Raw genomic sequence first — 13,765 nt, 5'->3', positions numbered from 1 at the left:
GTAGAACAATGAGACGGAGATTGGGCTACGTTGTCGCAGTCTTGTGGCTTCTGCTGGCGCTGTCGGCGCAAGCACAGAAGTTCGCTACAGGCGTGGTTTTCCACGATGTGAACCGCAACGGAGTCCGCGATGCGGCAGAGCCCGGCATCGCGAACGTGCTGGTATCCAATCAGCGCGAGGTCGTTCGCACCGACAGGCAGGGGCGGTACAAACTGCCCGTCGCCGACGATACTATTCTGTTCGTGATCAAGCCCCGAGGATGGCAGGTACCGCTCAGCGAACAGAATTTGCCGCAATTTTACTACATCCATAAACCGAAAGGTTCTCCAGCGTTGCGATATGCAGGCGTACCGCCGACAGGTGATCTGCCCAAGTCGGTAGACTTTGCCCTGATGCCGCATCGCGAGCGGGATCAGTTCAGAATACTCGTTTTCGGCGATACGCAACCTCGTGACCTGCAGGAGGTCGGTTACATCGCCCATGACGTCGTGCGGGAGCTGGCTGGGGTAAAGGATGTCACCTTCGCGACCGTGCTGGGCGACATCGTGTTCGATGACTTAAACCTCTTCGAGCCGTTGAATCGGGTGCTTGCCCAGATTGGTGTCCCTTGGTATCCCGTCATCGGCAATCATGACATGAACTTCGATGGGCAACAGGACCATCTCGCCGATGAGACCTATGAGCGGGTCTACGGACCGCCATACTATGCCTTTGAATACGGGCGGGTGAGCTTTATCGTGCTGGATGACGTCAACTGGCAAGGACAGGGATACACAGCGGGACTGGGAGACAGGCAGATCGAGTTTGTGCGCAACTACCTCAAATACGTGCCGCGCAGTAACCTCGTTGTGCTGCTCATGCACATTCCCCTCTGGCAGCTTCCAGAGTCGGAACGCAAGCAGCTCTTCGATGCACTGGCGCCTTTCGCGAACACGCTGTCCTTCTCCGCGCACACCCATATCCAGACGCACATGTTTTTCACCGCGGAGCAGGGATGGAGGGGCTCACGTCCTCATCATCACGTGAACGCGGTGACGGTGTGTGGTAGCTGGTGGACTGGGGTACCCGACCCGCTGGGCATCCCGCACACCACCATGCGTGATGGCACGCCCAATGGATATCTGATCGCGGACTTCGCCGGCACTCGATACACCATCCGCTACAAAGCCGCCCGCCGTCCAGAAGACTACCAGATGCACATCTACCTCCCTGACATCGTTCCCGTAAGGGAGCTGGCTAACACGCGCGTGCTGGTGAACGTCTTCTTCGGCTCGGAGAAGTGCAAGGTGGAAATGCGCGTTGGGGAAACAGGTGAATGGATAACCATGACGCGCGTGCAGGAACCCGACCCAGCTTATGCTCAGATGAAGAAGCTGGAAGAGCAGTACACCCTGCCCGGACGGAGGCTGCCTGGTTTAATGAACTCTCCTCATCTGTGGGCGGCGAACCTTCCCGCAAACCTCCCTCGCGGAACTTACCTTTTGCACGTGAGGACAACCGATATGTTCGGGCGGACATGGAGTGATCGAAGAATCTTCTCTGTGCGCTGAGCGGCACTTCCTTCCTGCTGTTTCTGCGTGGAATAATATATAATATAGTGATAAGCCCAACCGACGACGCAGAAGAAGGAGAAGATTCCAGACATGACCGTCGTACGCCATGCATTCGATGAGGAGTTGCAGCTGCTTCAGAATGAACTGCTGGAGATGGGCAGTTTCGTCGAGCAGATGCTGGATCAGGCAGTACAGTCCCTATGTAATCGCGATGAGGAGCTTGCCAAGGAGATTGTTCGTCGCGATGATGAAGTGGACGAGATGGACGTGAACATCGAGATGCACTGCCTGCGCTTGCTGGCTTTGCAACAACCGATGGCACGCGACCTGCGCCTCATCGGCACGGTGCTGAAGACCATTACCGACCTCGAGCGCATCGGAGACCACTCGGTAGATATTGCCAAGGCGGCAATTGCACTCAAGGATTTTCCACACGTCATCTCCTTAGTGGACGTTCCTCTGATGAAGCGGAAAGTCTGCAGCATGATCCGCGGCGGGCTCGAGTCCTTCACTCAGCACAACCTCGAGATGGCGTACGACGTATGTGAAATGGACAACGAGGTGGACAAGCTCTACCGCCGGATGCGACGTGCCATCATCGCCGCAACTCAGATTAACCCCGAACATCTCGAAGCAGCAACCACTATGTTGCTGGTCATCTACTATCTGGAGCGGTGTGCAGACCACGCGGTGAACGTGGCGGAGCGCGTGGTTTTTGTAGAAACCGGTGTGCTGCGGCAGCTGGCAGTCAGTCACCGCGGCGAATATATCCCAGAAGAAAACACCAACTGGACAGACAGCGTATGAGCGTCGATATCGCGCGGAATGTGGCGGTAGTGCGCGAGCGCATCGCCCGGGCGTGCGAACGTGCCGGGCGCAAACCGGAAGAGGTTACGTTAATCGCTGTCTCCAAAACGGTGGACATCGCGCGTATCGAGCAAGCTATCGCGGCAGGAATCGTGCATTTCGGAGAGAACTACTATCAAGAGGCGCGCGAGAAGATACCGTTGATTAGCGCGTCCGTACAATGGCACTTCATCGGACATTTGCAGAAGAACAAGGCGCGAGGTGTCGTGCCCCTATTCGAGTGGATACACACTGTTGACGATGAAGCCCTCGCGCACGAAATCGATCGGCGAGCGCAGGCGGCGGGAAAGCGACAACGCGTTTTGATAGAGGTCAATATCTCTCAAGAACCACAGAAGTATGGGGTGCGTCCCGAAGAGGCTTTGTCGTTGGCGGAGCGAATAGCGCAGCTGCCGCACGTGCAGCTGGAGGGGTTTATGGGCATGGCTCCCATCGTCGAAGATGCAGAGCAAGCCCGCCCCTATTTCGCCGGGCTGCGTCGCCTGTTTGAGAAGCTGCCCGAAGCCCACCGTATACACCTGTCTATGGGAATGACACAGGACTTCGAGGTAGCGATTGAAGAAGGGGCAACCATGGTTCGAATCGGCACGGCGATTTTCGGTGCGCGATCTTAAAGGAGGGTGAAGGGGTGCAGGAACCTTTCGAGGAAGAGGCGGGGCGTTCCTGGTGGTCACGGATTAAGGAACGACTGTTCGGCACAGATGAGGAAGAGGAGCAGGATGGCGGCACGGTGATCCGCCTTCACACGCGCCCGGCGCAGCGGGTAAACGTACTCTACGCTCGTTCCTTCGAGGATGCCCGGCGCGCTGCGGATGGCTTGAAAGCAGGGCATCAGCAGCTGGTCAACTTCCAGTATGCCGATGCCCGCGTGCGTGAGCGAGTGGTGGACTTCCTGATGGGCGTGGTGTATGCACTGGAGGGCACCGTAGAGCGTGTGCACGAGCAGGTGTTTCTGTTCGCGCCTGCCAATGTGCAGGTGGAAATGACCACTGTCGACGATTTCCATAACGGGTCATGGGGTGAACGCGAGCGGTGAGCTTAAAGGACAAAACGATAGCGATTATCGGCACGGGCGCGATGGGTTCCGCAGCCTGTCGCGGGCTTCTGAAGGCGAAAGCGGTAGAACCCGAGCAGATTGTCGCCACGGATATCCACCGCGAAAAGGTAGACGCTCTGGTGCATGAGCTGGGTATCCGTTCTGCACCATCGAACGTGGAGGCAGCGAGACAGGCGGACATCGTGATGCTGTGTGTGAAACCCTATCTCATCCACGACGTGGTGGAAGAGATTGCAGGCGTCATCACCCCTCAGAAGCTCATCATCTCCATTGCCGCAGGTGTACCGATTTCGCGTATCGAGGACCTGCTACCTCCTCGCACACCGGTGATTCGCGCCATGCCGAACACCTGCGCCATCGTGGGAGCGGGGGCGGCGGCATACGCACGCGGTCGCTATGCTACCGAAGAACACGCCGCAGCCGCGCATGAGATTTTCACCTCCTTCGGCGAGGCGGTGGAGGTGGAGGAACACCTCTTGAACGCCGTCACCGCCATCAGTGGCAGCGGTCCTGCCTACGCCTACCTGATGATCGAAGCCCTTTCCGATGGTGGAGTACGGGCAGGGCTACCACGCGACATCGCTACGTTTCTGGCGGCGCAGACCATGCTGGGCGCGGCGAAGATGGTGCTGGAAACAGGGATGCACCCGGCGCAGCTGAAAGACATGGTGACCACCCCGGCGGGAACCACCATCGCCGCGCTGGTAGTGATGGAGCGCGCCGGCGTGCGCTCCGCCCTGATCGAAGCGGTCGCCGCCGCCATCGAGCGGGCAAACGAACTCTCCTAATTCAAAGGCGGCAACGCGCTCGCTTCGTCCAGCACGGCTTTCTCCTCCGGCGGTAGCGGTCCGCTCCAGCCGTTCAGTATGAGGTTCAGCTGCTCCATGTTGCGCGCGCCGATAATGGCGCAGGTCACCGCGGGATGGCTGATGGTCCACGCAATCGCCGTCTGCACCAGAGGACGGTCAAAGCGTTTCAGCACCTCTACGATGCGCTGTGCCCGTTCGATGTTGTGGGGTTGCGCCCGCCGTTCCAAAAACCATTTGTTCTCGGCGGCGCGAGTACCGGGCGGAGGAGGTTCGCCAGGGCGATACTTTCCCGTGAGAATGCCTCCCGCCAGCGGGCTGTACACCATCACGCCCACGCCTTCCGCCTCGCACAGAGGCAGCAGTTCCATCTCGATGACGCGGTCGATCAGGTTGTAACGGGGCTGGATGCTGTCGAAGCGCGCCCAATCGTGCTTGTCGCTGAGCCACAACGCCTTGCACAGCTGCCACGCTACGAAGTTGGAACAGCCGATATAGCGCACCTTGCCCTGCCGCACCAGGTCGTTGAGTGTGGAAAGGGTTTCCTCCAGCGGCGTGTTCTCATCCCACGAGTGCACCTGATAGAGGTCGATGACGTCGGTTTGCAGGCGGCGCAGGCTGGCTTCCACTTGTTGCATGATGTGGTATCTTGACAGCCCTTCGCCGTTGGGACCCTCCGCCACGCGAGCGCGCACTTTGGTCGCAATGACCACTTTGTCGCGATAGGGTCGCAGAGCCTTGCCCAGAATCTCTTCCGAGCGTCCGCCCGTGTACACGTTGGCGGTGTCGAAGAAGTTGATACCCGCCTCCAGACAACGCTCCACCATGGCGATTGAGGTCGGCTCATCCGCCTCTCCACCGAAGGTCATGCAGCCCATACACAGTTCGGACACCCACAGTCCCGTTTTGCCCAGCCGTTTGTAGTTCATGGTACTGCCTCCCGTTCGCAGTTGTTATTGGATTCGTCATCAGCCAGCCGATACCTGCTTACCCGGTTCGGCAAACCTACGTTCCTCTTCATCCAGAACCAGCACCCAATCACCGCCATCAGGCGCGGGCGGAGGGATGAATTGCTGCACTCCGCGTGTTGCGAAGCTACCCGCGTGCTTCACCTTGCCCGTTCGGGGATCGTACCACCATGCGACCGCCCGTTTACCTGCGATTTTGTCCATGTTGACCTGGACAGGTCTGCACAGGGGCAGGTATATCATGGCGTAGCTGCCATCGATGGCGCGGGTTGCCTGTACGTGGAGTGCCCCTGCCCCCTCCTCCATCGCAAGAATACTCTGGTCGGGCATCCGATCGAAGAAGGGGCGCGACAGCAGCAGCCGCTTCGCGTACTGTACCTGACCGAAACCGGGCAGCTTGATTGCCTCTCGCCACGGCAAATGGGCGTGCAAAACCGGTTCACGCCCCGGTTGCCACATCTGCCAGACCTCGTTGCAACCGTAAGTGTGTCCATGCGCCCCCGCGAACAGCGACCAGTAGGCGAATTTGCACGAGTCGTACGCTGTCATAAAGCCGTTTTTGGGTTCGAAATGGGACGCCATGTTCTCGTAGCCGGGCTCAGCGTCCATACAGGGCTTCACCGGGTTTAGTGCATAGTCCCTGGCGATGAACTTCCAGTTCTCGTTGTTCTGGATGTGCCCGGACTGCACCATGTTAAAGTCCAGCCAATCATCCTTGTGGAAGTACTGGGAGGAGTGTTGCTGCCCCACTGGGTGGAAGGACATCAGCTGGCTGCGTCCGACGGCTGCACGGATGCCCTCTGCCATGCTGCGCAGGATGGCATAATGCTGCTCACTCTCCAGAGGACGATCGCCCCCCAGTATCCAGATAATCTTGCGTCCTTTGTAGCGGTTGCCAATCCATTCACCGTAAACACGAGCATTCTGCGGGGTGAAGATTCGGGGCCCACGCCCCATTTTTTTGTTCCACTTGTCACCCCATGTGGGTAGTAATCCGATGAACATTCCGAGACGGTTCGCCATGTCCACGATGTCATCCACGTGCTTCCAGTACTCTTCATTGGGGCGCGTGGGGTCATCGTTGATCAAAGGCCTGTGCCCGTAAGGGTTGGGAGTGTGCAGTCCGTCCAGTTCTGCCAGTGCGACCGCCTGAATGACGGTAAAGCCTTTGGCAGCACGGTCTTTCAGGTAGAGTGACGCCTCACGCCGGTTCAGGCGGTGGAACAGCTCCCACGCGGTGTCGCCCAGGTAGAAGAAGGGAGTTCCGTTCTCCCACATGAGAAAGCGCCGTGATGGGTGAATCGTCAGGTTCATCGCTAACTCCTTGCACAATGCTGGTAACGCCTTGTCCCTTGCTAAATCGTTTTAGTGATGTTTCACGCAAACGCAGGAGATTCCTGCATCGCGTTACACACCGCACTCGGGGCACTGCATCTCGGAGAGTTCGATGGCATCCTGCAGGCGGGGGAGAACCGCGGGCAAATCTTCCGCACCGCAGCTGGCAAGATACACCACGGCTCCAAAACGGTCCAGTCCGTAGACGCACACCGCGGCGTCCAAGGGGCATTCGTACTGTTCGAAAACGCTGCCGTTGCTATCCATCAACACCAGCAACGGCTCGGGATAATCTACAGTTACCGGACGGCGCACGACTACAGTGAGGACGGCGTGGGCTTCACAGAAATGACTTAACCATTCGCTGGCATAATGCACAGCGCGGTCGGCGACCTCTACGTCCTGCACCAGCAAAAGCCCCATCGGCTTTTTCTGTCGGAAAGCCGCAGAAGACACGGGCTGCCCGTTACGGACATCAGGAAGGGTAAAGTTCGGGGCGATGTCCTCTTCGTTATCGCCGACGGTTTTCAATCGGCACATCATCGCGAGTTGCCCCTTTCTGCCAGAGGCGCGCTTACCCGGAGCCTCTGGTTACCACGCAAAAGTTCTATCTCCACAACGTCTCCGGGTTTCAGACGACGCAGGACACTCGTCACGTCCGCAGCGCGGCGTACGGGCGACTTATTTAGAGACAGGATGACATCTCCCAGGCGGATTCCGGCACGTGCAGCGGGGCTGCCTGGCACCACACGCACCACCTCTGCGCCCTCCGCGCCGTCGCGGTCAGCGGGCATGATACCGAGGAAGGGGCGACGCAATCTCCCTGCCCGCATATCGTCCAGCACCGCTTTCACATCGTTAATTGGCACTGCCAGCGCGCCGCCCGTCGTGCCCAGCAGCGACATGTCTACCGAAGTTCCCAGAGTGGGCGCGGGGGTGCCGGTTTGCCTGCTATCCCCTGCATCGGTCGGGCGAAAGAGCATCCCGGGGGCGATACTGGCGACAATCACACCCACCACCTCGCCCCGCGAGTTGAGTACCGGCGCACCGCTGCTCCCCACTCCGATTGCGCCCGAAATCTGTATCAGGTTGGACAAAAACTGCTGCTGACCAATAACGCCCGTGCGCTCCTTCCCTGCAACCACACACAGGGCAAGCGACCGCTCGTAACCGCCCAGCGTGCCCATGCACAGCACAAGGCTACCCTGCTCTACCCTATCCGAGTCGCCCAGAGGCAAGGCAGGCAAAGACACCGCAGGGATTTTCACCATCGCCAGATTGGTCACATCATCAAGGCTGACCACCCGGCCCGTCAGCTTGGTGCCGTCTGCAAGGCGCACGACGCACTGCTCCGCTCCCCGCACCACATCCGCACTGGTCAGTACCCACTCCCTGTCCACAATGAAACCACTGCCCTTGCGGGTGATGGGATTGGGCAGGTTGAACAGCCGGAAGGTCTGCAGCATACGGCGTGTGGGCTCGTTCTCGGGTCTCATCCAGAAGGCAGAAGGCGAAGAACCCGGAGGTGCCAGCGCGCCCCCTTCCACAGAGACCACCGCGTTCTGTGTCTTACGAGCCAGCGCGGTCACCTCGCGCTCCAGAGAGTCCAGCACCCCCTGTGCCCATACCGCGCCGGTGACAAGCACAAGCAGCAGAAAGGATACGAGTAACCGCATGGTACTTCCCCCCCTACTCTACTCCGCCCGCTGCAGCGGCGTAAGCCGGCTGTACCACATAGGCTTCCGGTATATCGCGAGTTGCAGGAGGAGATGCCTCCACCAGCACTGGCTGCACGGGTACCTCCACTTCAGGTAACGATTCAGCAGCAGGCTGGGTCTCCGTCTCAGGCGCAGTCTGAGCGAGCGGCTGAGCAGCGACCAGAATGCGTTTGGGAGGACGATGCACCGGTGGCGAGGGTGCTTGACGCAGTGATGGAGCAGGTCTGTTCGGCTCCGGCCCGACTCGTTGCGCAGGTGGGTTTTGTTTGCGCTGAGTGCCTTTTGCCGCGGGAGCAACAACCTTTTTAGCCCGCTCCACCGCTTCCTGCTGCGATGGCTGGGCGATCTGCGCTATCTGCGTTTGGGGAACTCCGTCATCCACTGGTGCCGAAGCCCTCTGCCACACGACAAACCCAATCAACGCTACTACTGCCACTGCGACAGGAGCCAGCGCCACCTGCAACGGGAAGACCCTTTGCTTCCTCTCTGCATGAACCTGCACCGGTTGCCAGCCTCCGACGGGTGCATCGGGCAACAGTCGGGCATATCGGCGTACCGCCTCACGCGCGCGGCGATAGGCATTTGCCTCCGCCTGACAGCGTGCGCAAGACTGCAGGTGCCGGCGCACCCAGCCGGGCAAGCCGGGTTCTATGTCATCCTCGCACAGGGCAAGGTAGTATTCTACCCAACGGCACAGAAGCCGTTTCATGGTGATCCCCCCAGAAGCACTTCCAGTCGCTGCTTGAGCAGTCGCCGGGCACGAAACAGGCGTAGTTTCACACTACCCACGCTGCATCCCAGCGCCTGCGCCATCTCCGAGTAATCCATTCCTTCCATATCTCGCAACACAATCACTGCGCGATGATGGGGAGGCAGGGCTTCGATGGCTTTCCGCACCGTTTCGCGCAGTTCGTTGCGCTCGGCAGCGGTATGCGGGTCTATGTCTGCATATCCGCCGCCCACATCCCAGTCCAGAGACACCTCCGGACGCGCTTTTTTGCGCTTCACATGGTCTATCGCCAGGTGCACGCCGATACGGATGAGCCACGTTCGCAGTTGTGCCTCACCGCGAAAGCTATCCAGAGCGCGATAGGCACGCAAGAAAGCATCCTGGGTGAGGTCTTCGGCATCTTGTGGATTGCCCACGATACCCAGGATACTGCGGAAGACCGCTGTGCGGTGCTGCTGCCACAGCGTGCCGAACGCCTCCATATCGCCCGCGCGGCAGCGTTCAATGAGCTGCTGCTCGCCCTCTTGCCGGGGATGCTCTCCGGTTGCCACTCGCCACTCCCATACTTGCGCGTCCATTGCGTCGCTCCTTATCTATTTCGGTGCGAGCACCGTAGGCTCCCCCTCGCGCCAACCCACACTGCGGAGAGACAGCGGGTGCCCGCACCGTTTCTGACACACATGGGCGGGCGGGCTCCGCCGGGCGGCGACGGGACGACTGTCCCAGCGTGAGACACGCCTTCCTTTGCTCGCACGTCCTCCCCTTGTTCCAATGACATAGACGACTTCTGAGCCTTTTTGTTATCATAGGATTATGAGTGCCATCATCACCCTGTTAACCGATTTCGGCACGGAAGACACTTACGTAGGCGTGATGAAAGGGGTCATCACCTCCATCTGCCCCAGCGCACAGGTGATAGACCTCACGCATCAGGTGCCGCCTCAGGATATCGCAACGGGTGCTTTCCTGCTGGACGTTTCGGTGGATTACTTCCCCGAAGGCACGATACATGTCGCGGTGGTGGACCCCGGGGTGGGCACAGCGCGAAAGCCCGTTGCTCTTCGCACCGCGAAGGCGTTCTTTGTTGGTCCTGATAACGGCATCTTTACGCTCGTGCTGCAGCGGCAGAAGCTGCTTCAGGCGATATGCCTCGATAACCCCCGCTATCACCTGCCGACGGTAAGTTCCACCTTTCATGGACGGGACATCTTCGCACCGGTCGCCGCCCACATCGCGTGTGGGGTTCCTATGGAGGAACTGGGCACACCGATTCATCACCTGCAGCGACTGCCTCTGCCGCGCATACGGGTAGATTGGCAGGGTATTCGTGCTACAGTGGTACACATCGATCGCTTTGGCAATGCCATCACGAACTTGACGCGCGATAACTACGAGGCATGGCGCACCCGCTGGGACGTGAAAGAACCCGCCGTGCAGGTAGCGGCGAGTAACACATTATTGCCCATAGCAAGTACCTACGGCGACGTGGCTCGCGGGAAAGCGCTGGCGCTGTTCGGCAGCAGCGAGCGGCTGGAGATAGCGGTCAACGGCGGTAGCGCGGCCCGTGAGCTCGCCCTGCGGCGAGGGGATACGATCAAGGTGTTGCGCCGTGAAAGCACACCTCCCCCACGGGTGCAAAGAACTCTGGGACTACAGTAACGAGCGGGAACGGCAGCCGTTTCCGTCCGGAACACGGCGAAGTAAAAGCTTCGCGCACATCCGCACCGACAAGCAAGCAGGAAGCCACATATCCACTGCGAAAAGAAAGATGTCCACTTCACAATCGCACCGGAGGATGGTCATGAGACGGTTTGTGCATGTGCCGATTCTGCTGGTAGTCGTTGCCGTATTGTTCTCTGCTTGCGCGAAACGCCAGACGACATCGGAAACCACCGCTACACCGCAAGGGCAACTGCGCATTGCTGTCGTGCCGAAGGGTACTGCGCACTCGTTCTGGTTAACAGTGAAAGCTGGTGCAGAACAGGCAGGACAGGAAGAGGGCGTGCAGATTCTGTGGAAAGGTCCCGCCGAAGAGACGGACGTCGAGGGACAGCAGCGCATTCTGGAAGATTTCATCAACCAGAAGGTAGATGCTATCGTGATGGCGGCGTGCGATGCGGACGGCATGGTTCCCATCGTCAAGCAGGCGATGGCGGCGGGTATTCCGGTCATCACCATCGATTCGGGAGTGAACTCCGATGACCCGCTGAGCTTCGTCGCTACGGATAACGTCGCGGCAGCCGCAAAAGCGGCAGAGGTACTGTGCGAGCTGGTAGGTGGCAAGGGCAAGGTAGGCATGATCCCCTTCATCAAGGGTGCAGCATCCTCCGAACAGCGCGAACAGGGCTTTCGCGAGGGTATCCAAAAGTGCCCCGGCGTTACGCTGGGACCGGTGCTTTACTCGCAGAGCCAGGTGGAGCGCGCCATGCAGGTGACCGAGGACATGCTGACCGCCAATCCCGATTTAGTAGGCATCTTCGCGGCGAACGAGCCGGGCGCGGTGGGCGCGGCAACGGTTCTGGAACAGCGTGGTCTGGCGGGCAAGGTGAAACTGGTCGCCTTCGACGCCGCCCAGCCTGAGATTGACGCCCTGCGGCGCGGCACCATTCAGGCGCTCATCGTACAGAACCCGTTCAAGATGGGCTACGAGGGCGTCAAGCTGGCGGTAAAAGCCATTAAGGGCGACCGCGCCAGTATCCCCAAGCGCGTGGACACGGGTGTTACTGTGGTGACGAAGGAGAACATCGATACCCCGGAAGTGCAGGAGCTGTTGAAGGAGAGAAAGTAGCCGCCTGCGCTCCCCACAGGGGGTGGAACGTTGGTCAGTTTGGAGCGCATTGAGGAAGCACGCGGGGCAGCGCAGGGGATAGTGCAGCACACGCCCCTCTTTCCCGCGCGAATGCTGAGCGAAATCGCCGGCGTGCCAGTATGGCTGAAGGTGGAAAGCTTCCAGCGCACCGGTTCGTTCAAGATTCGCGGTGCGTATGAGTGCCTGCGTCGCTTGCCTCCAGAAATTCGTGCGCGAGGGGTGGTTACCGGCTCAGCGGGCAATCACGCACAGGGACTCGCGCTGGCGGCACAGATTTTCGGGGTCCCTGCCACCATTTTCATGCCCGTTTTCGGCTCTATCGCGAAGATGCAGGCGGCGAAGGCGTACGGGGCGCAGGTGATCCTGCAGGGGGAAGGTTTCGCCGAGGCGGTGGAGGCGGCGCAGCAATTCGCGCGGGAAACCGGAGCCACCTACGTCCCCGCCTACGACCACGACGACATCATCTGCGGGCAGGGCACCTGCGGGCTGGAGATTCTGGAAGACCTGCCCGAAGTGGAGCAGATTGTCGTGCCTGTGGGCGGAGGGGGGCTGTTCGCGGGCATCGCGGCGGCGGTGAAGGCGAAAAAGCCTGAAGTCTCCCTGATTGGCGTGCAATCGGAGGGGGCAGACACCGCCGTTCGTTCGTGGCGGGAAGGCAGATTGGCAGAACCGGCGCCGGTGCGCTACACCCTCGCGGACGGCATCGCCGTGAAGTCGCCGTCGGAACGCACTTTTGAGTACATCCGGCGCTACGCTGACGAGATGGTTACGGTGGACGACCGCAGTATCGCGCGGGCAGTGCTGTGGCTGCTGGAGCGGAAGAAGATTGTCGCAGAAGGGGCTGGTGCGGCGGGAGTGGCAGCGGTGCAGAGCGGCAATATCCAGCTGCGCGGAACAACCGTCATCGTGGTCTCTGGAGGCAATATTGACGCGAAAACGCTCTCCGACCTGATTGAGCGCGAGATGCTGCTGGCACACCGCTACTTCCACTTTTTCACCGCCGTACCCGACCGTCCGGGCGGACTGGCGGCTCTGCTGAAGCTGGTCGCGCAGGCGCAGGGCAACATAATGAGTGTCCACCACAATCGCATCCACCCTTCCGTTCCACACGGCTGGACAGGGGTGGAGCTGCTGGTGGAAGTGCGCGATGCTGAGCATATCGCACAGATAGGAAGGTTGCTGCAGGAGAACCACTACGAGGTCAGGGTGCTGGAGTGAGAGGGAAATCGCGATGAGCCGATGGTACGTGCTGGCAGGGATACTGATTCTATCTGCGCAATCCGTTCTGGCGCAAACATGGCTGGTTCGGCAGCGTGGCACGATACTGGAAATTGCATACGGCAGCGGGTCTCGTTTCCCGCAATATGCTGCTCTACATCTGGACAGCAGCTATTTTCGCATGGTGTACTCCCCTCAGTCGGGATGGGGCACTTCGGTGATCCTCATGCCTGCCTTCTGGTCGGGAGGCAGGTACTATCAGGGCGCGCCTGTGACCGCCAACTGGCGCACAGAAGACCACGCTCTGCTCCTGTCTCTATCGGGAACCATCGCCAGCCTGCAGGTATCGCTGGAGGTACGGCTCTATCCGCCGGCGAAGAATAGCCTCGTGGCACAGGTGAAGACGCTAAGCGTCACCGGTAACCTCACTCTGGATAACCGTCCGGGCGAAGCCTTCAAGCCGGTCATGTTGTCTTCGATGCATATTTCGGCAACACAGTGGGATACGCGCGCGGCACATGTGGAGGGACGTCTCTATAATCTGCCTTCCAGCGGCTGGGTGGTGTACCCCGCGAGGACAGCAAGCCGTTTCGGACTGATTGGCGGCACGTCCAGCTGGAAAACCAATGCGCCCACCATGGAGGTGGTGCTCACGCAGCCGAAAACACTGCACATCACGGGCTGGGTAACCTACAGCACCAACC

15 protein-coding genes are annotated in these 13,765 nt (G+C 59.8%); 8 read left to right on the top strand and 7 right to left on the bottom strand.

The window, feature by feature from the left end:
• Positions 1-8: 8 nt before the first annotated feature.
• From K6U75_13100 to proC, 5 genes are all read left to right on the top strand, one after another.
• Complete coding sequence (locus K6U75_13100; GenBank protein ID MCL6475976.1) at positions 9-1,550, top strand: calcineurin-like phosphoesterase family protein; 1,542 nt, start codon at positions 9-11, stop codon at positions 1,548-1,550.
• A gap of 93 nt (positions 1,551-1,643) precedes the next feature.
• Complete coding sequence (gene phoU, locus K6U75_13095) at positions 1,644-2,360, top strand: phosphate signaling complex protein PhoU (protein ID MCL6475975.1); 717 nt, start codon at positions 1,644-1,646, stop codon at positions 2,358-2,360.
• Entirely contained in the window at positions 2,357-3,034 is a 678-nt protein-coding gene (locus tag K6U75_13090) for a YggS family pyridoxal phosphate-dependent enzyme (protein ID MCL6475974.1), read from the top strand. The genes phoU and K6U75_13090 overlap by 4 nt, the downstream gene beginning before the upstream one ends.
• 14 nt (positions 3,035-3,048) lie before the next feature.
• On the top strand, positions 3,049-3,456 hold the full coding sequence (locus K6U75_13085; protein MCL6475973.1) for a cell division protein SepF: 408 nt from the start codon (positions 3,049-3,051) through the stop codon (positions 3,454-3,456).
• Positions 3,453-4,265, top strand: coding sequence for a pyrroline-5-carboxylate reductase (gene proC / locus K6U75_13080; GenBank protein MCL6475972.1), 813 nt, complete (start codon positions 3,453-3,455; stop codon positions 4,263-4,265). Before K6U75_13085 ends, proC begins: the two co-directional genes overlap by 4 nt.
• Here the strand turns inward: proC and K6U75_13075 are convergent.
• The 6 genes from K6U75_13075 to K6U75_13050 form a co-directional block, all read right to left on the bottom strand.
• Positions 4,262-5,212: an aldo/keto reductase gene (locus tag K6U75_13075; GenBank protein ID MCL6475971.1), complete on the bottom strand. Its 951-nt coding sequence runs from the start codon at positions 5,210-5,212 to the stop codon at positions 4,262-4,264. The genes proC and K6U75_13075 overlap by 4 nt on opposite strands.
• A 39-nt stretch (positions 5,213-5,251) precedes the next feature.
• A complete protein-coding gene (locus tag K6U75_13070) occupies positions 5,252-6,553 on the bottom strand; it encodes a glycoside hydrolase family 140 protein (GenBank protein MCL6475970.1) in 1,302 nt (433 codons plus the stop codon).
• A 105-nt stretch (positions 6,554-6,658) separates the two neighbouring features.
• Positions 6,659-7,129: a hypothetical protein gene (locus K6U75_13065; protein ID MCL6475969.1), complete on the bottom strand. Its 471-nt coding sequence runs from the start codon at positions 7,127-7,129 to the stop codon at positions 6,659-6,661.
• Positions 7,126-8,262: a S1C family serine protease gene (locus K6U75_13060; GenBank protein ID MCL6475968.1), complete on the bottom strand. Its 1,137-nt coding sequence runs from the start codon at positions 8,260-8,262 to the stop codon at positions 7,126-7,128. Before K6U75_13060 ends, K6U75_13065 begins: the two co-directional genes overlap by 4 nt.
• A gap of 13 nt (positions 8,263-8,275) precedes the next feature.
• Positions 8,276-9,013 carry a hypothetical protein gene (locus tag K6U75_13055; protein MCL6475967.1) on the bottom strand — a complete coding sequence of 246 codons (738 nt, stop codon included), beginning with the start codon at positions 9,011-9,013 and terminating at the stop codon, positions 8,276-8,278.
• Complete coding sequence (locus tag K6U75_13050; protein ID MCL6475966.1) at positions 9,010-9,612, bottom strand: sigma-70 family RNA polymerase sigma factor; 603 nt, start codon at positions 9,610-9,612, stop codon at positions 9,010-9,012. The genes K6U75_13055 and K6U75_13050 overlap by 4 nt, the downstream gene beginning before the upstream one ends.
• A gap of 235 nt (positions 9,613-9,847) precedes the next feature.
• Here K6U75_13050 and K6U75_13045 point away from each other — a divergent pair, with 235 nt between their 5' ends.
• The 3 genes from K6U75_13045 (at position 9,848) to ilvA (ending at position 13,061) form a co-directional block, all read left to right on the top strand.
• The gene (locus K6U75_13045; GenBank protein ID MCL6475965.1) at positions 9,848-10,693 is read left to right on the top strand and encodes an SAM-dependent chlorinase/fluorinase; all 846 of its coding nucleotides are present in this window, start codon (positions 9,848-9,850) and stop codon (positions 10,691-10,693) included.
• A 142-nt stretch (positions 10,694-10,835) separates the two neighbouring features.
• Positions 10,836-11,822, top strand: a complete 987-nt coding sequence (locus tag K6U75_13040; protein ID MCL6475964.1) for an ABC transporter substrate-binding protein — start codon at positions 10,836-10,838, stop codon at positions 11,820-11,822.
• 30 nt (positions 11,823-11,852) lie between these two features.
• Positions 11,853-13,061 (top strand): threonine ammonia-lyase, encoded by a 1,209-nt coding sequence (gene ilvA / locus K6U75_13035; GenBank protein MCL6475963.1) that lies wholly within the window; start codon positions 11,853-11,855, stop codon positions 13,059-13,061.
• Between the two features lie 534 nt (positions 13,062-13,595).
• Here ilvA and K6U75_13030 read toward each other — a convergent pair.
• The gene (locus K6U75_13030) at positions 13,596-13,739 is read right to left on the bottom strand and encodes a hypothetical protein (protein MCL6475962.1); all 144 of its coding nucleotides are present in this window, start codon (positions 13,737-13,739) and stop codon (positions 13,596-13,598) included.
• Between the last annotated feature and the right edge of the window lie 26 nt (positions 13,740-13,765).

Source organism: Bacillota bacterium (assembly GCA_023511455.1).
Classification (GTDB): Bacteria; Armatimonadota; HRBIN16; order HRBIN16; family HRBIN16; genus HRBIN16.
The sequence above is the reverse complement of the archived record's forward strand: the minus strand, read 5'-3'. Positions and strand labels throughout refer to the sequence as shown.